General features: G+C 50.8%; 19 protein-coding genes. 8 read left to right on the top strand and 11 right to left on the bottom strand.

Annotated features, from left to right (window positions below):
• Nucleotide 1 precedes the first annotated feature (1 nt).
• From ilvA to IX84_RS22380, 10 genes are all read right to left on the bottom strand, one after another.
• The gene (gene ilvA, locus IX84_RS22425) at nucleotides 2–1,270 is read right to left on the bottom strand and encodes a threonine ammonia-lyase (RefSeq protein WP_044226154.1); all 1,269 of its coding nucleotides are present in this window, start codon (nucleotides 1,268–1,270) and stop codon (nucleotides 2–4) included.
• A 62-nt stretch (nucleotides 1,271–1,332) separates the two neighbouring features.
• Complete coding sequence (locus IX84_RS22420; RefSeq protein ID WP_202965284.1) at nucleotides 1,333–1,710, bottom strand: four helix bundle protein; 378 nt, start codon at nucleotides 1,708–1,710, stop codon at nucleotides 1,333–1,335.
• Nucleotides 1,711–1,922: 212 nt separating this feature from the next.
• A complete protein-coding gene (ilvC, locus tag IX84_RS22415; protein ID WP_044226152.1) occupies nucleotides 1,923–2,984 on the bottom strand; it encodes a ketol-acid reductoisomerase in 1,062 nt (353 codons plus the stop codon).
• A gap of 359 nt (nucleotides 2,985–3,343) precedes the next feature.
• Complete coding sequence (locus IX84_RS22410) at nucleotides 3,344–4,708, bottom strand: TrpB-like pyridoxal phosphate-dependent enzyme (protein ID WP_044226150.1); 1,365 nt, start codon at nucleotides 4,706–4,708, stop codon at nucleotides 3,344–3,346.
• Between the two features lie 110 nt (nucleotides 4,709–4,818).
• Nucleotides 4,819–5,466: a class I SAM-dependent methyltransferase gene (locus IX84_RS22405; RefSeq protein WP_044226148.1), complete on the bottom strand. Its 648-nt coding sequence runs from the start codon at nucleotides 5,464–5,466 to the stop codon at nucleotides 4,819–4,821.
• Between the two features lie 26 nt (nucleotides 5,467–5,492).
• Complete coding sequence (locus IX84_RS22400; RefSeq protein ID WP_052516326.1) at nucleotides 5,493–6,650, bottom strand: DUF3419 family protein; 1,158 nt, start codon at nucleotides 6,648–6,650, stop codon at nucleotides 5,493–5,495.
• A gap of 68 nt (nucleotides 6,651–6,718) precedes the next feature.
• Nucleotides 6,719–8,770, bottom strand: coding sequence for a polyphosphate kinase 1 (gene ppk1, locus IX84_RS22395; RefSeq protein WP_044226146.1), 2,052 nt, complete (start codon nucleotides 8,768–8,770; stop codon nucleotides 6,719–6,721).
• Nucleotides 8,771–8,862: 92 nt separating this feature from the next.
• Nucleotides 8,863–9,597, bottom strand: a complete 735-nt coding sequence (locus IX84_RS22390) for a tRNA1(Val) (adenine(37)-N6)-methyltransferase (protein ID WP_044226144.1) — start codon at nucleotides 9,595–9,597, stop codon at nucleotides 8,863–8,865.
• Between the two features lie 83 nt (nucleotides 9,598–9,680).
• The gene (locus tag IX84_RS22385; protein WP_044226142.1) at nucleotides 9,681–11,708 is read right to left on the bottom strand and encodes a DUF5689 domain-containing protein; all 2,028 of its coding nucleotides are present in this window, start codon (nucleotides 11,706–11,708) and stop codon (nucleotides 9,681–9,683) included.
• A gap of 45 nt (nucleotides 11,709–11,753) precedes the next feature.
• On the bottom strand, nucleotides 11,754–14,543 hold the full coding sequence (locus IX84_RS22380; RefSeq protein ID WP_044226140.1) for a TonB-dependent receptor: 2,790 nt from the start codon (nucleotides 14,541–14,543) through the stop codon (nucleotides 11,754–11,756).
• 259 nt (nucleotides 14,544–14,802) lie between these two features.
• On the opposite strand from IX84_RS22380, the gene IX84_RS22375 reads away from it, so the two are divergent.
• The 8 genes from IX84_RS22375 (at nucleotide 14,803) to IX84_RS22340 (ending at nucleotide 25,051) form a co-directional block, all read left to right on the top strand.
• The gene (locus IX84_RS22375; protein WP_152605198.1) at nucleotides 14,803–15,897 is read left to right on the top strand and encodes an endonuclease/exonuclease/phosphatase family protein; all 1,095 of its coding nucleotides are present in this window, start codon (nucleotides 14,803–14,805) and stop codon (nucleotides 15,895–15,897) included.
• A gap of 128 nt (nucleotides 15,898–16,025) precedes the next feature.
• Nucleotides 16,026–17,327 carry an ATP-dependent DNA helicase gene (locus IX84_RS34440; RefSeq protein WP_044226139.1) on the top strand — a complete coding sequence of 434 codons (1,302 nt, stop codon included), beginning with the start codon at nucleotides 16,026–16,028 and terminating at the stop codon, nucleotides 17,325–17,327.
• Nucleotides 17,328–17,595: 268 nt separating this feature from the next.
• Nucleotides 17,596–18,222: a phosphatase PAP2 family protein gene (locus tag IX84_RS32545; protein ID WP_160213884.1), complete on the top strand. Its 627-nt coding sequence runs from the start codon at nucleotides 17,596–17,598 to the stop codon at nucleotides 18,220–18,222.
• A 79-nt stretch (nucleotides 18,223–18,301) separates the two neighbouring features.
• Nucleotides 18,302–19,042, top strand: a complete 741-nt coding sequence (locus tag IX84_RS22360) for a class I SAM-dependent methyltransferase (protein WP_044226137.1) — start codon at nucleotides 18,302–18,304, stop codon at nucleotides 19,040–19,042.
• A gap of 3 nt (nucleotides 19,043–19,045) precedes the next feature.
• Nucleotides 19,046–19,636, top strand: coding sequence for a phosphatase PAP2 family protein (locus IX84_RS22355; protein WP_044226136.1), 591 nt, complete (start codon nucleotides 19,046–19,048; stop codon nucleotides 19,634–19,636).
• Nucleotides 19,633–20,370: a ZIP family metal transporter gene (locus IX84_RS22350; RefSeq protein ID WP_044226135.1), complete on the top strand. Its 738-nt coding sequence runs from the start codon at nucleotides 19,633–19,635 to the stop codon at nucleotides 20,368–20,370. Before IX84_RS22355 ends, IX84_RS22350 begins: the two co-directional genes overlap by 4 nt.
• Nucleotides 20,371–20,561: 191 nt before the next feature.
• Nucleotides 20,562–23,390 carry a TonB-dependent receptor gene (locus IX84_RS22345; RefSeq protein WP_044226133.1) on the top strand — a complete coding sequence of 943 codons (2,829 nt, stop codon included), beginning with the start codon at nucleotides 20,562–20,564 and terminating at the stop codon, nucleotides 23,388–23,390.
• Between the two features lie 65 nt (nucleotides 23,391–23,455).
• A complete protein-coding gene (locus tag IX84_RS22340) occupies nucleotides 23,456–25,051 on the top strand; it encodes a T9SS type A sorting domain-containing protein (RefSeq protein WP_044226130.1) in 1,596 nt (531 codons plus the stop codon).
• Nucleotides 25,052–25,162: 111 nt separating this feature from the next.
• Here the strand turns inward: IX84_RS22340 and IX84_RS22335 are convergent, their stop codons facing one another.
• On the bottom strand, nucleotides 25,163–25,534 hold the full coding sequence (locus IX84_RS22335) for a response regulator (RefSeq protein ID WP_044226129.1): 372 nt from the start codon (nucleotides 25,532–25,534) through the stop codon (nucleotides 25,163–25,165).
• Nucleotides 25,535–25,747 lie beyond the last annotated feature (213 nt).

Raw genomic sequence — 25,747 nt, 5'->3', positions numbered from 1 at the left:
CCTACACCAATAAATCAAACAGCATCTTACTGTCATTCAATGTTTGGTAGTCAATTTTAGAGGCTTGCATACGCTCCAGCAAGCGGTTGTAGTCTTCCCACTGCTGCAGCTGTATGCCCACCAGCGCAGGCCCGGAATCCCGGTTGTGCTTTTTGGTATACTCAAAGTGGGTGATGTCGTCGTTGGGGCCGAGGACGTTGTTGAGAAAATCCCGCAAAGCACCTGCCCGCTGCGGGAAGCGGATGATGAAGTAGTGCTTTAACCCTTCGTAAAGCAGGGAGCGTTCCTTAATTTCCTCGGTGCGGGTGATGTCGTTATTGCTTCCGCTCAGGATGCAGACCACGTTCTTGCCCTTGATCTGCTCTTTATAAAAATCCAGTGCTGCCACGGTAAGGGCGCCAGCGGGCTCGACTACGATGCCTTCTTCGTTGTACAGCTGCAAGATAGTGCTGCAAACTTTCCCTTCCGGTACCAGCACCATATCGTCCACCACCTGCTGGGCGATTTTGAAAGTCAGGTCCCCCACCCTGCGCACGGCGGCGCCATCCACAAAACTATCGATATGCTCCAGGGTGACCGGCTCACCAGCTTTAAGCGATTCGTACATGGCCGGGGCGCCTGCCGGTTCCACACCGATGATTTTAGTATTCGGGCTTAGCTGATGAAAGTAACTGCCAAGACCTGACACCAATCCGCCTCCACCAATAGCGCAAAAGACGTAATCCAGGCTTTCATTGCAGTCTTCCAGGATTTCAAGCCCTACAGTCCCCTGCCCTTCAATAGTCCGTGGATCGTTAAAAGGATGGATGAACTCCTTGCCATTTTCCTCTGCATCCCGGACCGCTTCGTGGTAGGCATCATCAAAAGTATCCCCGGTCAATACCACTTCCACCCATTCTTTGCCAAACAGATTGACCTTTTTGATCTTCTGCCGGGGCGTCACGCTGGGCATGTAAACCTTACCCTTCACCTGCATTTTCTGGCAGGCGAGCGCAAACCCCTGCGCATGATTGCCCGCACTGGCACAGACCACACCGTTCGCCAACTTATCCTTGGGCACCGTCGCCATTTTGTTGTAGGCACCCCGGATTTTGTAGGAACGTACCACCTGCATGTCCTCCCGCTTGAAGTACAAACGGCAACCGTAATGCTCCGACATGTGGTAATTGTACGTCAGTGGCGTAGGCTCCGCCACCCCTCGCAGGCGCATCTTCGCTTTGTAGATCGCCTCTACGGAAGGCAGGACAGTTGTCGTTGTGGATGTTGACATGGGATTACTTTTTTCCGATAGTTTGCTATACCTCAATAGTCTATTAAAAGCGGAGATGGCCTTCACTTGAACTTATCCGGATTGTCCATCATATACCCCAGCAAAGAGCCCACCTCAACGGAGTTTTCCAACCACGTATCATGCTGCCCCACAGGAATATAACCGAACCGGTAGGCAAATTGCGTCCAAACCTGCACCTCCGCATTCTCCGCATCCGAATCAGATAACTTGCTAATAAAATGCTTAGGATAACGCCGCTTCCTGTACCCCTCCGCAATATTCGCACACACCGAGCGCGAAGCCCGCCGGATCTGATCCGTCAACGAGTACCGCTCCTCCTTAGGAAAGGACTTAGAAACTTCAAAGATATCAACCGCCAGCTCAAATGCCTTCTTGTAAGCCAGCAGCTCCGTATACCTCAAATTAAACCTCTTCTCCATCCTAAATCCATTTTAAGACAAGTTAAACAAATCCCCCCCCTACAAGACTGCCCACTGCTAGACTACAAGACTGCCGACTGCAAGACTGCCGACTGCCGACTGCCGACTGCAAGACTGCCGACTGCCAGACTGCCGACTGCCAGACTCCCCACTGCCAGACTCCCCACTGCCAGACTCCCCACTGCCAGACTGCCGACTACAAGACTGCCAGACTACCCAACCTTCTCCCCCTGATTCTCCGGCCGAAGCCCCCGCACCGTACGGCCCGCTCTCCACATCTCACTATCATGCAACTCCTTGAGTTCCGCATCCAGTTTTTCCCGGTAATCGGACTGACTATTGGAATCAATGGACCGCTGTGCCTCTTCGCCCTTTGCTACGCTATCGTATAATTCATCAAAGACCGGCGCTACCGCATCCCGGAACTTCTTCCACCAGTCCAACGCACCCCGCTGTGCCGTAGTCGAGCAATTCGCATACATCCAGTCCATACCATTTTCCGCTACGAGCGGCATCAGGCTCTGTGTCAACTCCTCCACAGTTTCGTTGAAAGCTTCGGACGGGCTATGCCCATGACGGCGCAGGCAATCGTACTGCGCAGCGAACAAGCCCTGAATGGCGCCCATCAAAGAACCCCGCTCACCGGTCAGGTCACTGTACACCTCTTGCTTGAAAGTCGTTTCGAACAGGTAACCCGAACCTACGCCAATACCCAGCGCAATCACCCGATCCTTAGCCCGACCGGTCGCATCCTGGAAAATAGCGTAGCTGGAATTCAGCCCTTTGCCAGCTACGAATAAGCGGCGAAGGCTTGTACCGGAACCTTTGGGTGCCACCAGGATCACATCCACATCCTCCGGTGGGATAATTCCCGTACGCTCCTTGTAGGTAATGCCAAAGCCATGAGAAAAATACAACGCTTTGCCTTTCGTCAACAGCGGTTTAATCTTAGGCCATACGGAGATCTGTGCAGCATCGCTCAGCAGGTATTGAATGACCGTACCGCGCTCTACGGCTTCCTCAATCGGAAAAAGTGTAACACCCGGCTCCCAGCCATCATCCACGGCCTTGTCCCAGGTCTTGGAATTCTGACGCTGACCGACAATCACATTAAAACCGTTGTCCTTGAGGTTAAGTGCCTGCCCCGGGCCCTGTACCCCGTAGCCGATAACGGCAATGGTTTCGTCTTTCATAATTTCCCGCGCCTTTTCCAGCGGGAATTCCTCACGGGTGACTACGTTTTCCTCTACGCCACCAAAATTTAGCTTTGCCATGTTATTTTGTTGTTTTTTAAGCTTTCTGAAATGTACTGCATGATGCAGGGGAAACGAAATAACGGAATTTCAACACCCGGCGCTGTTATCCCCGCCGCCTTTTAGCGGGCATTTTACAGTAGTAAAGCCAACTTCTTACTGCTTTACAACGGTCAGCCATCAAACCCAAACAAGGTGTCTAAATTACTGATTTACTGATTGTTAAACCTACCAAAATCCAATCTGACTCACCACGCTTTCGCCCACCTTTCCCAAGGCAGCCCAAGGAGCGTATTACGAAATCCAAATAAAATAAAGCGGCACCGGTAATGCCAAAAGGATCACCAGTGCCGCTCATGTTACCGTTAGGCTCAAAAGAATTAATCAATCGTCGGCGTATCCAGCTCTGCCAGTGCTGCCTGTATCTCCTCTTCGGTGATTTCGTGCCTGACCAGATTGCCGCTCAGGTAATTTTCGTAAGCAGCCAAGTCAAAGTTGCCGTGCCCGCAGAGGTGAATCAATATAGTCTCGCTCTTGCCTTCCTCTTTGCAGCGCTTGGCTTCCTGAATGGCGGTGGCAATAGCGTGGTTGGTCTCAGGTGCAGGAATGATGCCTTCTGTTTTGGCGAAAAGCACGCCTGCTTCGAAGCACTCCAACTGATCGTGTGCGCGGGCTTCAATGAGTTGATCCCTTAGCAGCTGACTCACTACAACGCCCGCACCATGGTAGCGCAGCCCTCCGGCATGAATCGGTGCCGGGACGAAGTTGTGCCCAAGGGTATACATCGGCAGCAGCGGTGTCATTCCGACCATATCGCCGAAGTCATAACGGAACACACCGCGGGTAAGCTTTGGGCAGGAGGAGGGCTCGCTGGCAATGCACCGGATATTTTGGCCTTCTTCCAGATTAAGCCGCAGGAAAGGGAAGCTGATGCCGGCAAAGTTGGAGCCTCCACCAAAGGGCGCCACCACAATATCCGGCTGATCACCGGCTTTCTCCATCTGCTTGACGGCTTCCAGCCCAATGACCGTTTGATGCATGAGGACGTGATTGAGGACGCTGCCCAGGGCGTATTTCGTATGCTCGTCGGAGGCGGCCCGTTCCACGGCTTCCGAGATAGCAATACCCAGACTCCCTGGTGAGTCAGGGTTTTTGGCCAGCACCTGACGCCCCGCTTCGGTCAGGTCAGTGGGCGAAGGGTGGACGTTGGCGCCCCAGGTGTTCATCATCATCTTGCGGTAGGGCTTCTGCTTATAGCTGATCTTCACCATGTACACCTCGCATTCTATGCCGAAGTGCTGACAGGCAAAACTCAGCGCACTGCCCCACTGACCGGCACCGGTTTCAGTCGTGATGCGCTTAACGCCTTCCTGTTTGTTGTAGTATGCCTGCGCAACCGCTGTATTGGGCTTGTGAGAACCGGAAGGGCTCACACCTTCGTATTTGTAGTAAATTTTGGCTGGCGTATCCAGGGCTTTTTCCAACCCTATGGCCCGGAACATAGGCGTAGGACGCCAGATTTTATAAACCTCGCGGACTTCTTCCGGTATTTCCACCCATTTTTCCTGGGTTACTTCTTGTTGGATAAGGCCCATTGGAAAAAGAGGTGCAAGGGCATCCGGGCCGATGGGCTCCTTAGTGCCGGGGTGCAGCGGAGGCAGCGGCTTGTTGGGCATATCGTGCACAATATTGTACCAGGCTTCCGGAATCTCATTTTCCGACAATAAGATTTTTCGTGTGTTCATGCTAATTTGAATTTGGTTGCAGTAATGCCCACCAAATTAGCATATTCACCAACTTTTTCTACTCCAATACCAAACAAAAATCGGCAATTTTACAAAAGCAGGATACAAACTCACACCTTTCTGCCCAAATGTACGAAGTAGTCCCATACGCCGCCGTAGGCTGGCTTCACACTATGGGAAAGTGTCGTGAATTCCTGCTCCAAAAGCGGTAACAGGTGCCCATCCATCCGGACATGATTGTTACCCATGTGGGTTTTGAACCACCTAAACCGGGAATCAAAAAAGTCCGCCACCGCTATGATACCCCCAGGTTTAAGATCCGCCTTTGCCTGCCGGATCAGCTCTTCCCATTGCGGGTTAATCATGGTTAGGGAATAGGAAAACAGGACGGCGTCGAATTGCTCCAGGTATTGAGTGTCGCCCAGTGCATAGGGGCGCTCCTCCAGTTGGACCCGCTGCGCAAACGGCTTAGTGGCTTTTGTGGCTTTCTCAATCATGTGAGTGGATACGTCCAGCCCGGTCAGGTGAGCTTTGGGAAAACGGCGGGCCAGCAGCCGAAGGTTGTAGCCGGTGCCGCAGCCCACTTCCAGGATACGGTGCGCTTTTCCGGGATCAAGGGGCAACTGCCGGATGACTGCCCGACGCCCAAACAGGAAGGTCCAGCGGGTGAGGTCGTAGATTTTGGATTGCAGCACGTAATAGCGCTGCATGGTTTCGTTCTGTTCTGTAACGGAGGCTGTGATGTGCTTGGATGCCATATTAGGTTTTTAGATTAGGTAAGTTGCTACTGTACTTCGGCCAGATAGACACTTGCATAGGTTCCCACCCGATCAAGTTGATGGGTTTTAGCCGTTAAATCCTGCTCGAAAACAACCGCTTTCTGCACAAAATCAGGAAAGAAGTCCACTTCATGAGCCGCTGAGCGCAGCAGTATTTTGGTGCCGGGCCGGCTGTTCTCCAGAATCAGTCGCCACTCTTCTTCCAGCGCCGGCCGGTCATTGGCAGCCAGCCAGTCTTGATGGTCAAGGAGTACGTAGTGGGTATAGGCACCAGGATTGTCCTTCAGGAACTGACTGATTGTGGTGGTGTTGGTCTGCACCCGGTCTATTCGGTCACGAAGGGGCTCAAAGTGCTCCGGCAACAGGTAATTGGGCGCGCAGGTCTCTGTGTAGGTGCCGTACATGTATAACCGGTAGAAGTAGTTGTCCTGCAAAGGCAACTCCGTGAAGACTTTGCGCAGGCACTCCTGAATGAAGCCCAAAGCGCCCCGCTCATATTTTTTCACAAAAAGCTCCTGCTGCGACCGGGGCACCCCTACCAGGCACATGGTGAGGTGGCGGTTGACCATCCACTCTACCATATTATTCAGGACACGCTCTTCTACCTGCAGGTAGATTTCCTTCTGCTCTTCCAGCGTAGCGGCGTGAAACATTTGATCGATCTGACGGAACAGTTTCCTGCGCCCCTTTAGGTAATTGCCGGCCAGCCAGGCGAAAGTGCCCGAGGAGCCAAAATGATAAAAGGATTTCCGTAGGCCTTTAGGTGAAAAGTAATTCAGGTGCTCATCCCAGTACTCCTGTGCATAGGCAGGCAGTGCAGAACGGAGCTGCCGGTGGTAGAGGTCGGGGAAAGCCTCGTGGCTGCCCCTGCCAAACACTTGAAACAACGTTTGAGGGCCGCTGTGGCTGAAAAAGGCACGTTTGAGTTCAAGCAGGGCGTTCTGCCGGGGGTTCATGTCAATGCAGTGCACCGCTTTGGGCGCATCCAGCAGGTAATCCAGCGCATTGCAACCGGCACTTGTGATCATCACAATTTCGCTGTCCGCATCAATAGCCATGAGTTCGCGGTCGCAGCGGGGGTCTTCCCAGCAGGTATTGTAAACGAGGTTGCTCTTGTGTACGCGGTGGAATACCCAATCCCGCAGGTGGTTGATCTTCGTCACTTTTTTTATGGTGAAAATAGTACGCGTCAACCCGAATAGCGTTAGCCCTGAATTATCTTTGTGCTAACTTATTGTAAACCTACGGGCTCCCGCTTGGCCAGCCATTGATAGGTGGCGACCTGAGCCCTTACCGGCGTGCCCCCCTGATAATGGTAAGGGTTATTTTGTTCTGCATTAATGATGCGCGCCTTGGTATTATCAGCAAGTTGCAGGTTGATGATGTGCCGGATCTCCTCCCGGATTCTTTTATCATAAACCGGGAAAACCACCTCCACCCGGCGGTCCAGGTTGCGGGTCATCCAGTCAGCTGAGGCGAGAAACAGGCGCTCCTCCCCTCCATTTCCAAAAATATAAACCCGGGCGTGTTCCAAAAACCGGTCTACGATGCTGATGATTTCCAGGTTTTCGCCCACGCCTTCCAAATCAGGTACCGCACAGCAGATACCACGGATAATCAACTGTACCTTTACGCCAGCCCTACAAGCTTCGTAGATTTTCTCAATCATTTCGGGGTCTTCCAGGCTGTTCATTTTGAGCATGGCGTAGGCTTTTCGCCCTCCTTTGGCATGCCTGATCTCCTGCTTGAGCAAAGCCTCAAAACCGCTCCTCGTGGTGAACGGAGAAACCAACAGATGTTTGCACTTTGGCATAAGGATCTTCCGCTCCAGCAAATCGAAGACCTGCCCGACTTCTTTAGCCAGGCGGGGATCAGCAGTAAGCAAGGCGTGATCGCAGTACAGCCGGGCCGTTTTTTCATTAAAATTGCCGGTGCCCAGATAGGCATAATGCCGCAAATCCTCTTCTTCCTGCCGAATAATCAGCAATAGCTTGGTATGCACTTTGATACCAGGGTAGCTGTAAATCACCGTAGCGCCAGCTTTTTCCAGCTCAGTGCCCCAGTACAGATTAGCCGCTTCGTCAAACCGGGCTTTAGCTTCAATAAAAGCGGTGACCTGTTTTCCATTTTTGAGGGCTTCCAGCAATCCATCCACTACTGCGGAGCGGGAAGCAACCCGGTAAAGGGTAATCTTGAGGGTGGTCACATCCGGGTCCTGCGCTGCTTCGCGGATCAGCCTTGGGATGTAGTCGTATTTCTGATAGGGAAAGTGCAGCACAGCGTCCTGCTCCCGGAGATAAGGCAACAGGGCTTCTGCCTGCTCCAGCCCCTCATGCAGCAGGGGCTCCATGGGCTCATCGTGCAGCTCGCTCTGATCCGTTGGATTGGGAAAACCAAAAAAGTCGTTGAAATTGTGATAGCGGGCGCCGGGGATGAGGTCATGCTTGCTTAATTTCAGTTGCTCTTTGAGCAGCCCCAGGAGTTCTTCCGGCATGCGGCTGTCGTAGAGAAACCGTGTGGGCAGACCGATATTTCGCTCATCGAGGCTTTCGCGAATCTTCTCAACCAGGTCGCCGGAGTATTCATCATCGATGTAGAGCTCAGCATCCCGTGATACTTTGATGGCGTAGGCGCCCAGGACAGGCTCATCGAGAAAAGCCGGAAGGTTATAGCGAATGATATCGTCCAGAAAAGTTAGGTAGTAAATCCCTGCATCTTCTGAGGGCAACTCCTGAAACCTGGGCAAATTATCTGTAGGCATTTGGAGGATAGCGGTACGGCCTTCCCCTTCCAGATCAATCACAAAGTAAAGCCCCTTGTTTTCAAGGAAAGGCCATGCGGATTCCGGCTCTAAAATGATGGGGTTCAGGCAGGGGTAGACTTTCTCAAAAAAATAGCGTTTGGCAAATTCCTGCTGCGGTCCTGTGAAGGCTTCGTTGTTGATCAGGCGCACACCTGCTTTTTCCAACTCCGGGATGATATCCGTACGGAAGATGCGGCCAAAGACCTCTTGCTGCTCCTGTACAATCCTGCGGATCTGTTTAAGCTCTTTTTTGGGCTTAGTCTCCAGGTCGAGAGCCTTCCGGGTTTTCTTCTTCAGTTCTTTGAAACTACGCAGAGAAGCTACCCGCACCCGGTAAAATTCATCGAGATTGGAGCTGTAAATGGCCAAAAACTTGATGCGTTCGTAAAGGGGCACCGATTTGTCCATCGCTTCCTGAAGTACCCGGTGATTAAAAGAAAGCCAGCTGATATCGCGTTTTACCAATTCCGTTTTTGCCATACTGCCTGCGGATTGAATTATTGAGGGTTAAGCAAGGGAGCAAAACTAGGCAGAATGTGCTTATAAGCGATAGATGGAGTGTTATCTATATATTAAAATTTTAGCAAAAAGTCTTGTAGCAGCGCCCGGTAGGCCGGGGTGTAGGAATCCTCCGCTTCCGTTGCCCTGATGGCCAGTTGATCGGTTTCGGTAGGCCTGTCTTCCTGCTCGAACTGCATCAGCAAGCGGTTGACCGCTGCATCCGGCTTTGGCCGCACTTCGGTCACTTTGGTGCAGAACAGGTGGTATTCCTCCGCTCTTTCCTGAAACCGGAGCCCTTCGAGGTAAGGCAACACCAGGCAAAACCGCCCGTTTTTTGCCAATAGCTGCCTAACCGCAATGAGCAGATCTCCGTGCGGCATGCGGACCGTTTGCCGGGCAATCGCACGCTCCTCCTTCATACCGAAGGTGCCGCCGGAAAAGAACGGTGGGTTGGAAACGATAAGGTCGTAAGTGGTGCGGGTGGTGCGCGCATAGTCCTGAATGGCTTCCTGAATCACAGACAGGCGCTTTTCCCATGGCGAAGACGCAAAGTTCTCACCTGCCTGCTCACAGGCCACATCGTCAATATCAATCGCATGGATGGTAGCTTCCGGGGCACGCTGTGCCAGCATGAGCGCTATGACGCCGGTCCCGGTGCCTATATCAAGCGCCTGAGTAGCGGCATCTACCTTAGCCCAGGCACCGAGCATGATCCCATCCGTGCCTACTTTCATCGCGCAACGGTCTTGCTGTACAGCGAATTGCTTAAACTGAAACGGAGCGGTTTGTTTTTCTGTCTTTGCCATAGCTGGATTCAAGTAAGGGGAGCAGGTTTTTGTTACTGCTCCCCTTATTAAGGCTTTTTGGTCAGAATGGTTCAACAGATTGCTTACTGCTGAATATCGTTGAGGTTGCGAAGGGTCAGTTGGGGTGAGTTGAACTCGGAAACCATCGCCGTAAGGGTAAAGGCACCATCAGGAACCGCACTACCAGAGAAAGTGGCTTGACTGCGGGTGAAGGTCGCAATGGTAGCTGTACCGTCATCCAGCGTCTTGGCACCGGAGAATGTACCACCCTCTGTGTAAGAAACATCGGAAACCTTAACCAAGGTGGACTCCCAGGCTTCCGCATTATCCAGGATCTCCTGAATGGTGGCGTCACGTGGTTCCGGCAAGGTGCCGTTGCCCATACTTGTTGCATCGGCGTTGTCCACGTCATTTATCTGGAGCAGCCCGTTAAATTCACTCAGCTCGTCACCGCCAACACTGATTTCCACCTCTTCACCCAAAGCAAAGCTATGAGGATCAGCAAAGCGGACAACTATGCCTCCGGTTTCGTCCTGAATGACCATATTCCGGAAGTCTGTATTATTCGCATCCACATCCGAGATCACAACGGCATTGATAAAACGGTTGGCTGGCACAGCTGCAGCACCACTTTCAAACAGCGTGCGGAGCTCTGCCAGGCTGATTTGCTCGGGGTCACCGCCGCCACCACCGGTTTCGCCCCCTACATCTTCCAGATTCCGGATGACCAACTGATGGTCGTTGAACTGAGAAACAATAGCGGTCATATCCACAGGCTCCGCCGGCAGTGCAGAACTGGCGAAGGTGGCAGAGTTACGGGTGAACATCGTCATGCTTCCGGAACCATCATTTACCGTGGTCGCACCCGCAAAGGTCGCACTACCAGAAATGCTTGCGCCATTGATCTGCACCAGCGTAGATTCCCAGGCCTCAGCATTGTCCAGCACCTCTCCGATAGTAGTTACGCGGGGTTCCACCGGGTCGCCCATGCCATTGGAAGTAGCGAGGTCGTTATTGATAAAGTCTAGCTGCAGCAGGTCATTATAAAGTGAAAGCTCTTGGCCGGAAACCACCACTTCGATCTCTTCGCCCAGGCTGAAGCCGTGGTCGCCCTGGAAGAAAATGGTAATGCCTGCCGTACCATCCTGAACCACCGCTACCCGGCCGTCAAAGTTGCCATTCTGATTATCAGAAATCACTACGCCACGAATTTTCCGGTCTTCGGGGCCTTCTGTTCCGCCATCCGCAAATACATCCCGCAGTTCCCGGATAGTCATGAGTTCCTCTTCGCCCGTGCCGGCATTGCAACGCGTGCCGGCCATGTCTACATCGAGGTCAGCGGCACGAATAAACAGCTGCTTGGTATCTCCAAATACATTAAAGATAGCGGTGAGCGTACCATTGCCATCGGGCAGGGTATCAATTGCGAAGTCCGCGAAACCACTTGTACGAACGACAATTTCATTGCCATCACAATCCTGAAGCGTACGGTTAAGCGTGCTGCGGCCAAAAGCATCGGCGTAGGTCAGCCCCAGCTCAAAGGAGGCAAATTCCACATCTTGCAACTGTACCAGCGTGGAAATATCGTTGACGCCCAGGGAGTTAATCGTGTGGACAGCAGGCTCCGGCTCACCGACCAGCATGCCGCGGTAAATGCGCGAATTGTAGTCGATGATGTCGCCCAGCTCTTCACCTCCACCTTCCTGAATGATGTAACCACCCAGTTGAACAATACCGTTGAACTCGCCCAGCACCAGACCTTTACAGTCGATAGCGACCTCGCGCCCGAGCGGGAAGAGGTTGAAGGCATCTGTAAGGTTGATCAGGACTTCTATACCGGCAGTACTGTCCTGAATGATCAGGGAGCGGAAGAAGTTGCCCTGCACATCGTTGCCTACAACTATACCCTGCACAATGACATCCGTTTCGATAACCGTCAGACGGCCGGGGATGTAGAGGCTTTTAAGGTCTGCGATGGAAGTGTTGCCCGTCACTTCAAGCTCGGTACCGGTTACAGGTGGCTCTTCAAATTCGGTATCAACACAGGATGGAAGCACAGCCATACTAAACAGCAGGCTGAAAAAGAACAGCTTTGAAAACTGAAATTTCATTGTATAATCGCTTTTATGTCTTTTAAATGATGATTGAGGTCTGTCTTACAGGCTTAAACTAATATTGACAAAGAAGTTACGGCCATACAGGTAATAATACCGCGGCTGGAAAACAGAATCAGCGCCAGTCCGGGCATCAAAGTCAAAGCGCAGCTGATCAAAACCACCTGTAATGAATTCGGTATTGTTCAGGATGTTGTTGACCCCCGCATTGATGTACAGGAAGGTACTGCCAAACTTGAAGGACTTACCACCGAAGAAGTCAACAGTGAACTGGCCGTCAGTTTGACGCTGCGCCACAATCTGATCATACTCCAGAGAGCTGGGCTCCAGCCCAATCACAGCTTCCGGTGAACGGTTGATCGGGCTAAAGTCGATAAACACGTTGTCGAAGTAGTTGAAATTCAGGTAGGCAAACCAGAAGCCTTTCGGTCTAAGGTTCAGCCCCAGCGTGTAAGCGTTTTGAGGACGGCCCGGTACTTTGAGGCCTTTTTGGAATACCTCAAATTCACTATTGACCTGATCAAAGGTCACCTGATCGTCGCCGTACAATTCGCCTTGGGCATTACTGTTAAAAACATAGTCTCCCAGCGCTGCCACCCCCCGAATGCTAAGAGATGGTGTGACCTTTGCCTCAATCGCCAGCTCTGCGCCCTGATGCAGTTGGTCCTGTCCGGTCATTACAAGACTGCCAAATGCACGCTGCAGGTCATTGTAGAAACGGATGATCTCGGTACGGTTGCTAAACTGTGTGTAGTAAAGCGATGCCCGGCCCTGTACATTCGGCGAACGCAGCAGGTAACCGATTTCTCCACCATAAATGGTCTCGCTTTCCAGGCCAGGTACCAGCTGATCCCGGGTACGTGGGGATACGTAGGCATTCCGTACAAATGGAGCACGAGTCATATGCGTACCATTGGCAAAAAGGTAGTTACGGCCATCAATTTTGTAAGTAATCCCGCCCTTCACGCCGAGATTGGTGAAATTCTGTTTTTCAGATTCACCAAAGGATTGATCCGGGAAGCGGCCCGTACGGTACTTACCTGTGCGCCAGAAAGTGGTTTGATTCGCATTCACCGCAGCAAAAACGTCGAAGCGTGGCAGGGTAAACTGCCCTTGCAGCCATCCATCGGCACGGCGCACATCAATATCGTAGCTCCACCCGAAACGGTCCCCTTCACGCACGATGCGGTTGGGATTGTTCAGGTCACTCTGCTGCACCTCCGGATTGTCGGGGAAATCGCGCACCGCAAAAGCGTCGATGTCCACGAAGTAATCGGCGCCAAGCAGATCATCCACCACCTTAAAGTTATCGATGGTTTGCGTTTGATAAGTCAACCCACCGCTAAGCGTGAAGATATCGCTGATCACATGATTGTAATTGCTGTAAAAATTAAACTCCCGGGAGTCGTAGCGGCGGTCTTCCACCATATACTGTGCCCAGCGGCCTTCCGCCTGCTGCCCTTCAAGGAACTCCGGGTACTTATCTGCCAGCTGAGAAGTCCGGTTGACCTCATAAAACTGATCCCAGTTGATTTGACGGGAAGATTCATTAGTGCGCAGGTCTGCTTCTACAATGGCTGCTGCCTCAGGTTGGCCGATAGACTCGTAATAGCTGGGCAGGTTACGGTAGTAGTCGGGGCGTGGGTCCGGGGCTTCAAACCAGTTCAGGGCCGTACCACCGATGCGCCCAAACTGATAAGATGCCGTAGTAGTCAGTGTAGCGTCTTCACTCAACTGCCAGTCATGCCGGAGCATAATCACCGGCTGATGCACCCGGGATATGCGGGAGTTCCGCTTTTCACCATTTTGGTAGCCCCAGAAGGGGTTGTAGTAGTTGTTATCTGCCAGATCGTACATTTCCGGTGTACTTGCTCCGGCCCGGCCACGCTGCGTTGGGGCACCAAATGTGGTCAGATTCAGCAGATGCTTGTCTCCCAGTTTTTTATCAACAGCCATAAAGTAAGCATAGGCATCGTAAAAACTACCTGGCTCATACCCCTCCTGCGCCCAGCGGTGAGACCCGGAGAAGGAAAAAGCCCAGCCATTGTCCATCATTCCGGTAGAGTGCGTGAGCATGGTACGCCAGCGGTAGCCCCGGTTGGTTGCGGACATCGTCACGCGGGTCTGCTCGCGCTGTGAAGAAGCACGGGTATCAATGGAAGAACCCCCGCCTACGCCACCAAAGGCATAAGAAAGCGGGCTCAGTCCAATCTCTGCATTACGGTTGCGGGTTACGTCATTCAAGCCGCCCAGGGCACTCCAGAACGCGCGGCCGTTTTCCAGTTCGTTGAAAGGTACACCATTGATATATACAGCAGTATTTTCAGAATCGTAGCCCCGTATCCGGAAACGTGCAGGGCCGAAAGTAAAGGCGGCCGCTGAGACAAAGACATCTCTTGAAGCAGCCAGGACACCGGAAATATTCTGATTGTCCGTTTCCTGTTCAAGGTCACCATCCGAAAGGGTAATGGTAGGGATGAAGTCCTCTTTATTAGTGATGCCTTCATCGCGCTGCGTGGGCACGAGCTCTACCCTTCCAAGCGTAAAAACACCATCGCCCTGATCTTTAACGACCGTGCTTTGGGTTTGTGTAACGTAGTCCTCTGTACCTCGGAAGGTGAAATCATGTTTACCCTCTGGTACGTTGAAAAAGACAAAGGCACCTTTCTCTTCAGAAACGGCGGTGGTCCCATCATCAAGGGTAACTACTACCGCAGCTACCGGCCTGCCTGTCTCACTGTCCAGGACAGTACCGCGAACCTCTACCTGCGCTTGTAACAGCCACGCAGGCAAAAGCGCTAAGAGGGTAAAAAGCGTTCTTTTCAGTTGCATAAGTATGGTTTATATCAGAATAATGTACGATGGAGCGGGTGTGTAGTCGTTGGGATAGCTGTGCAGCAATCAGGGGGCATTGGTCCTGAAAGCGTGTGCAAAAGTAGAAGAAAAATAACTTTATTTAAGATCTCCCAGCCAAAAATTAACCAAAACTTAATACCGATGGCCAATTCCGTCTTCGTTTTTACAAAATCAGAATTAATATATTTGCCCCTGCTTTCCGGTTGGGAAAGCTTGTAATCGAGAAAACAGGTTTATGCAAAAAACGAATTTCCAACACCTTTCTGACAATTTCCAACCCCAAATTGCCATGATTCGCCATCTGACCCTTGTCCTTGTATTTTTAAGCTCAGCCATTACAATACTGACTGCCCAGCAGAACTACAAAATTGCCGCCGTAGGTTTTTACAATTTTGAGAATCTCTTTGACACCCTGGATACCGAGGATGTGCGCGATACCGAATTCACGCCCACCGGGAGCAAGGTCTGGAACACTAAGCGCTATCAGGCTAAACTGGACAACCTGGCTAAAGTCGTGGCAGAGTTAGGCACGGACGTAACACCGGACGGGGTAGCCATTCTTGGGGTTTCGGAAATAGAAAACCGCAGTGTGCTGGAAGACTTTGTGAAGCATCCCCTCATCAAAGACCGGAACTACCAGATTGTCCATCAGGACTCCCCTGATGAGCGTGGGATTGATGTCGCGCTTTTGTACAACCCCAAGTACTTCGAGCTGAAGGGCCATGAGAACCTCTTTGTGGAACTCTACCGGGACGGCGAGCCCGATTACACCCGCGACGTCCTCCTTGTTTCCGGCAATTTTGACGGCGAGCCCATGCATTTTATGGTCAACCACTGGCCAAGCCGGAGCGGCGGGGAAGCCGCCAGTCAGCCTGCCAGGAAAAAAGCTGCGTTGGTTTGCAAAACCGCCGCCGATTCCATCTTCGCCGAAGACCCTAAGGCAAAAATCATAATCATGGGCGACCTGAATGATGACCCCATCAGCCCTTCCGTTAAGGAGGTCATCGGTGCTAAGACCAACCGCAGGAAAGTGCGCAAGGGGGAGTTTTACAACCCCATGTATGAGCTGTACCGCAAAGGCATTGGAACCCTGGCTTACCGCGATGCCTGGAGTTTATTCGATCAGATGATCCTGTCTGATGGATTGTTGGATGAGCGGCAGGAAGGCTATCAGTTTTACAAAGTCAGAATACACAATCCCCGCTACATGTTGCAAAAACACGGCCGTTTCAAAGGTTATCCGTTTAGGACTTTTGGCGGAAATGAGTACCTTGGGGGCTATAGCGACCACTTCCCGGTCTACATTTTCATGGTAAAGCCTGCCGGGTAGCCTGGTGCGATCAGACGTAAGCTCATTTGTTGGCATTCCCCATAGCCTTCGAAGCTGAGCGGGCTCAGCTTACAGATTATTACGTCTCTATCCATCGGTGGTCCGGCGCGGCTAAAAATTGCAGGCACTTGGCATTCGAAAAGGCACCACTGGAACTTAGCGGCGACTTTAAAGCGGCCCTTCATATAATTGAAAATGAGGGGCGCAACGTTTTTATTACCGGGCGGGCTGGTACCGGCAAGTCCACCCTGCTACAGCTTTTCCGCAATACAACCCGTAAGAAGACCGCCGTGCTCGCGCCTACCGGTATTGCTGCTCTGAATGTAGGCGGTCAAACCATCCACTCCTTTTTTGGCTTTCCGCCTAAGCCTTTGAGCCGGCAAGACCTGAAAAAACGCCGCAACCGAAGGCTCTACACTCGTCTTGAAGTGCTTGTGATTGATGAAATCTCCATGGTCAGGGCCGATATGCTGGATAATATCGACTGGTTTCTGCGCATCAACCGTGAGGTACCTGCTCCCTTTGGCGGGCTGCAGGTAGTCTTTTTTGGAGATATGTTCCAGTTGCCCCCCGTTATAGCGAATGACATTGAAGCCATGCGCTTTCAGCTGGAGTATGACTCCCCCTATTTCTTCTCCGCTCAGGTCTTCCAGGATTCAACCTTTTTCCTGGAGATGATGGAACTCAATAAAGTCTACCGGCAGGAGAACCGCAATTTCCTCCGTTTGCTCGAGTCCGTGCGCCTTAACCGGCTGGATTATGATGATCTAGAGGATCTCAACAGCCGTCACCTGCCACAGTTTGAGCCCGAAGATTTCTACGTTACGCTCTCCGCACGTAACGCCACCGTAGACCGCATCAACCAAAGAGAACTCAGCCGGATACCTCTGGAAGAAAAAACCTATGTGGCCACCATCAGCGGGCAATTCAATCCCCGCCTCTACCCTACTAACCCTGCCCTGAAACTCAAGCTGGGCGCTCAGGTGATGTTCATCAAAAATGATCCGGACAAACGCTTTGTCAACGGCACTATCGGCAAGGTGATTAAGCTGGACAAGAAGACTGTGACGGTGCAAATTGAGCAGGCTGATGGCACCCCCACGCAGCTGGAGGTAGAGCCCATGGAGTGGGAAGTAGTCAAGTACAAACCCAGCGATAAAGACCCCAGCCGGATCGATACCGAGACGTTGGGCAATTTTACCCAGCTCCCTCTGCGTTTAGCATGGGCGATTACGATCCACAAATCGCAGGGCAAAACGTTTGACAAAGTCATTATCGACCTGGGCAGAGGCGCCTTCGAACACGGGCAAACCTACGTGGCGCTCAGCCGCTGCCGGAGCCTGGAAGGCATCGTTTTGAAGACACCACTGCGCATGCAGGACATCCTTATCGACGAGCGGGTCGTTCAGTTCTACGAAACCCACTTCTAACCGGCGAACTAATCCTGGCTTCGCGACCTTTAGGTAAGAGTACTGAATAGTGTTCATGAAGCTGATCTGGCTTTTACTGCTGTGTGCAACCCTTCCGTTTTCAAACACTTCCGCTCAACATAACCCTGGGGACAGCCTCGGTGTATACCACGTGAATCGGTGGGCAAGTGGCGGAGTTGCTTTGGTAGGTGCGTATACCAATTTCGAAGGCCTGTCAATAGTAAAAGACAAACCCCGTCTAACCAAGCCCGATCGGTTCAATCAACTAATGACAAACAGCATTAGCCGATTGAACCGATCGGGCCTGAAGCAGGATCCCGGCAAACGAGAACAGGCTCACCGGGTCTCTGATACATTAATGTACGGAACAGCGAGCGTGCCCTTTCTTTTATTGCTGGACGGAAAGGTCAAAAAAGACTACCTTGATGTAGCACTGTTGTACCTTGAAACCGTTGCACTGACATCCAACCTTTACACCTACAGCCCGCTCGACCCCACATTTGTAGACCGGTACCGCCCACTGGTCTTCTACGAGGAGGTCCCGCTTGAGGAACGCCAATCGGGCAACATGCGCAATTCCTTCTATTCGGGCCATGTCGCTACCACCGCTATGGGAGGTTTCTTTTTGGCTAAGATGCTACATGATTATCATCCGGAATGGGGCAGCCGCCGGTGGCTTCTTTTTGGTGCAGCCAGTCTGCCCACGGCAACTGTTGCCTGGCTTCGGGTACGTGCGCTAAAGCATTTCCCATCTGATGTCCTTGCCGGTGGTTTGATTGGAGCAGGAATTGGCATCCTGATTCCGGAACTCCATAGAAAGCTCCAAAACCGGATGAAAGTACAGGCTGGTTTTGGGCTGCAAGGCAATACTTTAGGCGTAATATGGGCTTTCTGACCCCGCAAATATCTTGCAACTTCGTTGCAAAACCCTTCAGGAAGGCTATCTTTGCGCCCGATAACTTAATTTAGGTAAAATGGTCAAGGAAGAATGGTTTGCAGAGTGGTTTGATTCACCCTACTACCACATCCTATATAAGGATCGGGATGAGTCCGAAGCAGAAGGCTTTATTGACCATCTCCTTGAAACGCTCCAGTCGCCGTCCGGTAGCCAAATGCTTGACCTGGCTTGCGGCAAGGGTCGCTATTCCCGTCACCTGGCCGGTAAGGGGTACGATGTAACGGGCCTGGACCTCTCTGAGCAAAGCATCGAGTTTGCCCGTCAGTTCGAGCACGACCATCTCCACTTTTTTACGCATGATATGCGGGAGCCCTTCCGGGAAGCGGCTTTTGATTATATTTTCAACTTTTTCACCAGCTTTGGTTACTTTGAAGAGGAGGCAGAAGACCTGCAGACCCTGCAAAATGTAGCGCGCAGTTTAAAGCCGAAGGGCACCTTTGTGCTCGACTTTTTTAATGCCCACTACGTCCGGCAACGCCTGACCGGCCCTGAGCACCGGGAAATCAACGGCATCACCTTTGACCTGCACAAACGACAGGAAGACCAGCACGTGGTGAAGACCATACGGTTTGCCGATGGGCACAGGAACTATTTCTTTGAAGAGCGCGTCCGTTTGTTTGAACTGGCTGATTTTGAACGGCTGTTTGAACTGGCCGGGCTCAACATCCTGCGTACCTATGGCGACTACCAACTGCACCCCTACAACTGGATAGAAAGCCCCCGGCTGATTCTGGTCGCCAACCTCATCAATCCCTAAACTATGGAACTTCTACTATCCAACCTGCTACATTGGGATGAATCCCTCTTCCACCTGCTGAATGGTGTGTGGACCCATCCGGTGCTGGATGAAGTGATGCCCTGGTGGCGGGACAAGAAAACCTGGATTCCGCTATACGTCGTTCTGGCCGGTTTCGCTATTTACCGCTTCCGGCTGAGAGGGCTATCTTTTATCCTGGGCGTGGTGCTAACGGTTGGCGTGGCGGATACGGTGAGCAGTAAGGTAATGAAACCCACCTTTGAGCGCCTACGTCCCTGCAACAATACAGAGTTGCCCTTTAAAGTGGAACAGCGAGGTGGCTGCGGTGGAGGGTACAGTTTCACCTCCTCACACGCCACCAATCATCTGGCTATCGCCTGGTTTATTGCGCTTACCCTCGGCGGTATCTATAAATGGATCCGATGGCCGATCATACTCTGGGCGATCAGCATCGCCTATGGGCAAGTCTATGTAGGTGTACACTATCCGCTTGATGTTGTGGTTGGCGGTTGCATCGGAAGCCTTATTGGCTGGGGGCTGAGCAAAGCTTTCAATGCCCGCCCTGCGCTAAACCTTCAAAATGCAACTATATGAGCCTACCGGAATACATTGCCTTATTTTTGACTGTTATTGCCGGAGGCTGGCTAAGCTTCCGGTACAGCACCTTTAATGACCAATGGCTGAAGCTCACCCTGTCTTTCAGCGGCGCTTACATCATGGGTATTACAGTGCTCCACCTGATGCCCGGCGTGTTTGAACAAGGCGGGCACAATGCCGGTTTTTGGGTACTGGCCGGTTTTTTCACCCAACTGATCCTTGAGCAATTCAGCCGGGGCATAGAGCACGGGCATGTGCACGCCCATCAGCACGAGCCCGCCAGTTTTGCGATACAGGTCATGGCTGGCCTCTCCCTTCACGCTTTTCTGGAAGGCATGCCACTAGGCTATTTTGAAGACTTCCACGCCCACCACCATCAGCATGAGGAGGGCGGGCAGCAATTGCTCATCGGGATCATCCTGCACAAACTCCCGGCCGCCTTTGCGCTGGTCGCACTGCTCATCCGCTCCGGCTTTAACAAGAGGATCGCGTGGACGTGCCTGGTCATTTTCGCACTGATGTCCCCACTCGGAGCCCTTGCTGCCGGCACCTTTAACCTTTCGGGCGCGCAAATCGCTAATCTGCTGGGCTTCGTGATTGGCTCCTTTCTCCATATTAGCACAACAATTTTGTTTGAAGCAGATGACACCCATCAGCACCGGGTCTCCTGGCGGAAGCTCGGCGTAATCATTCTGGGGGTTGCTTTGTCAATCGGGGCAGACATGATCTAATATTCAGCGAAAATTCGCTAAATCTTTTTATACTAATGCCAGCTGATTATCAACTCCTTACCCAAAACAGGAATGTCATTATTTGCCATACCCTAAATTTATTGTGTTAAGGCTGGGTTAATTGTATTGAAAATTCCCTATTTTGGCAGCCGAAAGCCGAATAATTTTTCCAAACCAGACAGGTGGATGACATGAAATTTGTACGCATAGGTTGGTTTCTAAATTTTGTTCTTAGTCTACTGTTTTTCAATGCTTCCCATGCGCAGGTCACCCTCAGTGGAAAAGTATTTGACGAAAACACCAAAGAGCCCTTAATCGGGGCAAGTGTGGTGATAGATGGGACCACTGAAGGTACCGTGACCGATTTTGACGGTGCTTTCGCACTGAAGACCCAGAATAGCCTGCCGGTAAAGCTTAGTGTATCCTATGTCGGGTATGAGCCTAAAATAGTGGATGTGGCTTCTGATGAGGAGCTGGACATCTTCCTGGGCGAGTCCGTAATCACTACAGATGTAGTGGAAGTTAGGGGGCAACGTATTTCTGACAAGCAAAAATCTTCCCCGCTAACGGTGGAGTCTATGGATGTGCTGGCGATTAAGGAGACGGCTGCTACGAGCTTCTACGATGGGCTCGGTAACTTAAAAGGGGTTGACCTGACCGCTGCCAGTTTAGGCTTTAAGGTAATCAATACAAGAGGTTTTAACAGTACGAGCCCGGTGAGGTCTCTGCAAATTATTGATGGTGTGGACAACCAGGCACCGGGGCTGAACTTCTCCCTGGGCAATTTTCTTGGTGCACCGGAACTTGATGTTCGCAAGGTCGATATTATTCAGGGTGCCAGCTCTTCTTTTTACGGTCCTAATGCCTTCAACGGAGTAATTTCTATGGAAACAAAGAACCCATTCTACACAGAAGGGCTTTCAGCTGTAGTGAAAGGAGGAGAGCGCAACCTGCTTAACACTGAGGTACGATGGGCAGATAGCTTCAAAGACAAGGATGGCAATGAAAATATTGCTTACAAGTTCACATTATCATACCTACAAGCAGATGATTGGGTAGCTGATAACGACCAAGCTGTAGATGGAACCCCTACACCTACCGGCAACCCCGGGGGATGGGATGCGGTGAATACTTACGGAGATGAATATGACCTCTTTGGTGATTTTACTCAAAACACGACCAATTCTTTTAATGAATCCGCAGGATTATTGACCGTTCATAGGCCCGGCTATCGGGAAGAAGATGTAGTGGATTATGATACACGTAACTTCAAGGCGCTTGGCTCTGTGTATATCCGTACCAATCCTAAGCTACAGGAGGAATCACCTGAGCTCGTACTTGGAATGAGCTATGGATGGGGGACAACCGTTTACCAGGGGGACAATAGGTTTAGCCTGCGCAATATTCAATTTTTTCAACCGAGGGTGGAATTCCGAAAGAGAGATAACTTCTTCATCCGTGCATATATGTCCCGGCAGGATGCAGGAGACAGCTATGACCCCTACTTTACAGCATTAAGGCTACAGGACCGGGCCGTCCGGGATGGAGCCTATTACAACAACTATAAAAAGTGGTGGGAAGACAACCGGATAGCCGCTCAAATGGTGGAAATGGGATACCCCGATGAGCAAATCATATTTGATCCGGAAACAGGACAGGTAGAGGTGATTTTTGATTCTCAGGAAGCTCAACAGTGGCTTCAGGACAACCAGGAGTTCATGAATGAGGCTCATGCGATGGCCCAGGATTTTGCCAATGCTCCAGACCCTGCAAACAACCGCCCCGGCAGATTTGTGCCTGGCAGCCCGGAATTCAATGAAGCCTTTAATGACATCCGGTCAAGGTACAACAATGAAGAAGGCGGTACCCGTTTTTTTGACAGGTCGGCCCTCTATCACCTGCATGCCGAGAAACGCTTTGATACGGATTTTGCAGAGATAATCGTGGGTGGGAACGGCCGGTTGTACACGCCAAATTCACGTGGTACGATCTTCTATGATTCTGCGGACATCAGAATTACCAATTATGAATATGGTGCCTATGCTGGTATAAATAAGACAATGGACGATGGGAGATGGCGGACAAATGCTACCTTCCGGGTAGATAAAAATGAAAACTTCGACTATGTCTTTTCTCCGGCTGCATCAGTTGTTTGGAAACCTCGCCCTAATCATTACCTCAGAGTGAGCTTCTCTTCAGGTGTGCGGAATCCAACACTGACCGACCAATTCCTTTCGTTGAATGTAGGCCCGGCTATACTCGCTGGCAACCTCAATGGCGCAGACAGTGTGATTACACTTGAGTCCTTTCAGGATTACCTTTCCAACTTCCTGCAAAGAAGCCTCCTCGAATACTATGACGTAGACCCTATCCGACCCGAGCGTGTCCGGACGCTTGAAGGCGGTTATAGAGCCACGCTTTGGAACAATTTATTCCTTGACGCAGGCTATTATTACAATATTTACACGGACTTCATTGGTTTCAATATCGCAATTGATGCACAATTTGACTCCCCATCGGACTTTGTCCCCAGCGATGTACAGGTATTCAGGTTTGCCTCAAATGCCCAGGAAACGGTAACTACCCAAGGGTTCTCAGTAGGGTTGAATTATTATTTCGCGGATTACTTTTCGCTAAATGGAAATTATTCCTACAATGCTATTGTCTCAGCCTCTGATGACCCTATCATTCCAGCCTTCAATACGCCGGAGCACAAGTACAATATTGGGTTATCAGGGAGGAATATCCGAATGGGGAAAATCAAAAACTGGGGCTTTAACATCAACTACAAATGGGTAGAGGGCTTCCTTTTTGAAGGTTCCCCACAGTTTACCGGGTTCGTCCCTTCTTACGGATTACTGGACGGTCAGGTCAACTATAATTTCAATGACCTGAATACCACTTTGAAGATTGGTGCTTCCAATATTCTTAATAATGCAGTATTCCAAACCTATGGTGGTCCGCGAGTCGGGCGCCTGGCATACATCTCCTTGCTTTATGAGTGGAAAAACACGAAATAGCAAGAAAAAAGGACAACTTATTAATAAAGATAATTTTGCAATAACCAAACATGAAATCTTTGACTATGAAAAAAAAGATTAACTCGCTGTTTTTCTTGCTTGCCTTGGTTTTAGCCTCGGTAAGCCTTCAGGCACAGGACGAAACCCTGTACCTTGACGCGCAGTTCGATGTGGAGGTGACCTCCAATATTGTATATGGCGTTAATGCTACCATCATGCCTGTAATTGCCCAGCAAACAACGGAAGCGATTGCGCGCCCGCTGGTGATGGACATTTATCAGCCTGTTGATGCACCAGGTGACCGCCCGGTAATGCTTGTGTTTCACACCGGCAACTTCCTTCCTTTCCCTGCCAATAACCTTACCGGAGGAACGAAGACCGATTCAACTGTTGTTGAACTGTGCAACCGGCTTGCTTCCCGGGGTTACATCGCTGCCGCTGTAGATTACCGTAAGGGTTGGAACCCAATCGATCCTTCTCAGGACTTCCGTAAGTTTTTCCTGATTAACGCCGCTTACCGTGGGGTTCAGGATGCCCGTACTGCTGTCCGTTTTATGAGAAAATTAGCAGTAGACGGTGATGACCAGGGCAATGTAAATCCTTATCAAATCGATCCGGATAAAATTGGACTCTGGGGCGTCGGTACAGGCGGATATATTGTCGCAGCAACAGCTACTATCGACGAATATATGGAAATCGTTATCCCGAAATTCCTGATTGACCTTGATGGCCCCGGCCCAAGCCCTACTGTACCTATGGTTATTGAAGCCGTCAATGGCAATATTGATGGTACCTCTTTAGGATTAGTACCACCGGGCTACCCTGTTCTGCCTGCCGGAGACACATTGTGCATTCCAAACCATGTAACCTACGCAAACGGAGACCCTATCCCTTCTGACATTAGCGTTGCAGTCAATAATGGAGGTGCACTGGGTGATATTAGCTGGATAGATGAAAACACACCGCCATGGATATCCTTCCATGTTCCTACCGATCCATTTGCTCCATACGAAACCGGAGTTCTAAGAGTGCCAGGAACGGGTGACCCCGACGATCCATCTGACGACTTTGCCGTAGTTGAAGTTTCTGGTTCTTATGACATTCAGGCAAGAATGAATGAGTTAGGTAACAACGATATTTTCGACAACGTCAATGGACCTAATGTAGAAGACTTTTCAGCTGTAGCCAATAGCCGAAACGATGGTTTGAACGGATTATTCCCGTTCCCTTCCTCTGACCCTCAGGAGTCTGCCCAGTGGGATTTCTATGCAGAAGACAACCCGAATGCTATGGAACCCCCGATGCCTGAAGTTGCCCGGACTTACTGGGACACCATTATGGCCTATGCTGGCCCCAGAGCCTGTGTAGCATTGGAATTATCTCCGTGCCTCGAAGTAAGCACTAATCACATCAAGCCTTCAGAAATCGGTGTACTCGCTGCTCCAAATCCTGCAACTTCTGAAGTGTTGATCAGTGTTGCTCCGGAGCACACCATAAAAACAATGGAATTGTACAATGCCAACGGTCAAATGGTACAAGCCTATTTCGATGTAAACAACTATCAGCACACGATTTACAGAAAGGCACTGCCGGCAGGTACTTATTATCTTAAACTTAGGCTAAAAGATGGGGTTTCCTTCCAAAAACTGATTTTCAGATAAGAAGAGACCACTAATGCATTAAACCAAAAAGCGCAACACTGCTCATCAGCGGTGTTGCGCTTTTTTTATTCCAAATCCAGCGTGAAAGTAGCTTTTTCGGGAACCCTTTTTCTACCCCTCAATCAAAGCCTTCACCTTCTGCTCATCCAACGGCTTCTCAATGAAGCCCATCACGTGGCTATGCTCATTAGCCCGGTTAATATCAGACGGATCAATGGAGGAGGAAACAATGTAAATCGGGAAGGTCACCGCTGATCCTTTCTCCTCCAGTTGCTCCAGAAAAGTCCAGCCGTCCATGACCGGCATATTCAAATCGAGCAGGAGCAGGTCCGGCTTTTCCTGTATCAGACGGTTTATTGCCTCCTCAGCATTGCTGAAAGACTGTATATCGGCCTCAGGAAATACCCGTTTCAGGCTGAATTTTGCGGTCATTAGAAAGATCTTATCGTCATCTACTAAAAAGATCTTATCAAAACTACTCATATTGTGAGGTAATGTAGTTTTCTGTGTTGGGACGGGTAAAGAAAAAATATTCTCTTCGCGGCTTAACAAGCTCCTAAACAAGACTCAGCAAGCTGAGCGTCAACCGCTTTGCAACCGCAATACCCGGTAAAGTCTATTTTTTATGCCTAATTTGCAATTCAATTTACAAATTAAGGCATTTCTGCCTTAATTTTCAGTATTCAACCAATTTTT

It is taken from the genome of Phaeodactylibacter xiamenensis, assembly GCF_000759025.1.
Lineage (GTDB): Bacteria > Bacteroidota > Bacteroidia > Chitinophagales > Saprospiraceae > Phaeodactylibacter > Phaeodactylibacter xiamenensis.
Note: the sequence above shows the minus strand (reverse complement) of the source record. Positions and strands in the feature narration are given on the sequence as shown.

Bases quoted from the DNA above. Each gene is read 5' to 3' on its own strand.
- ilvA (WP_044226154.1), bottom strand. From the start codon at position 1,270: ATGTCAACATCCACAACGACAACTGTCCTGCCTTCCGTAGAGGCGATC.
- IX84_RS22420 (WP_202965284.1), bottom strand. From the start codon at position 1,710: ATGGAGAAGAGGTTTAATTTGAGGTATACGGAGCTGCTGGCTTACAAG.
- ilvC (WP_044226152.1), bottom strand. From the start codon at position 2,984: ATGGCAAAGCTAAATTTTGGTGGCGTAGAGGAAAACGTAGTCACCCGT.
- IX84_RS22410 (WP_044226150.1), bottom strand. From the start codon at position 4,708: ATGAACACACGAAAAATCTTATTGTCGGAAAATGAGATTCCGGAAGCC.
- IX84_RS22405 (WP_044226148.1), bottom strand. From the start codon at position 5,466: ATGGCATCCAAGCACATCACAGCCTCCGTTACAGAACAGAACGAAACC.
- ppk1 (WP_044226146.1), bottom strand. From the start codon at position 8,770: ATGGCAAAAACGGAATTGGTAAAACGCGATATCAGCTGGCTTTCTTTT.
- IX84_RS22390 (WP_044226144.1), bottom strand. From the start codon at position 9,597: ATGGCAAAGACAGAAAAACAAACCGCTCCGTTTCAGTTTAAGCAATTC.
- IX84_RS22385 (WP_044226142.1), bottom strand. From the start codon at position 11,708: ATGAAATTTCAGTTTTCAAAGCTGTTCTTTTTCAGCCTGCTGTTTAGT.
- IX84_RS22380 (WP_044226140.1), bottom strand. From the start codon at position 14,543: ATGCAACTGAAAAGAACGCTTTTTACCCTCTTAGCGCTTTTGCCTGCG.
- IX84_RS22375 (WP_152605198.1), top strand. From the start codon at position 14,803: ATGCAAAAAACGAATTTCCAACACCTTTCTGACAATTTCCAACCCCAA.
- IX84_RS32545 (WP_160213884.1), top strand. From the start codon at position 17,596: ATGACAAACAGCATTAGCCGATTGAACCGATCGGGCCTGAAGCAGGAT.
- IX84_RS22360 (WP_044226137.1), top strand. From the start codon at position 18,302: ATGGTCAAGGAAGAATGGTTTGCAGAGTGGTTTGATTCACCCTACTAC.
- IX84_RS22355 (WP_044226136.1), top strand. From the start codon at position 19,046: ATGGAACTTCTACTATCCAACCTGCTACATTGGGATGAATCCCTCTTC.
- IX84_RS22350 (WP_044226135.1), top strand. From the start codon at position 19,633: ATGAGCCTACCGGAATACATTGCCTTATTTTTGACTGTTATTGCCGGA.
- IX84_RS22345 (WP_044226133.1), top strand. From the start codon at position 20,562: ATGAAATTTGTACGCATAGGTTGGTTTCTAAATTTTGTTCTTAGTCTA.
- IX84_RS22340 (WP_044226130.1), top strand. From the start codon at position 23,456: ATGAAAAAAAAGATTAACTCGCTGTTTTTCTTGCTTGCCTTGGTTTTA.
- IX84_RS22335 (WP_044226129.1), bottom strand. From the start codon at position 25,534: ATGAGTAGTTTTGATAAGATCTTTTTAGTAGATGACGATAAGATCTTT.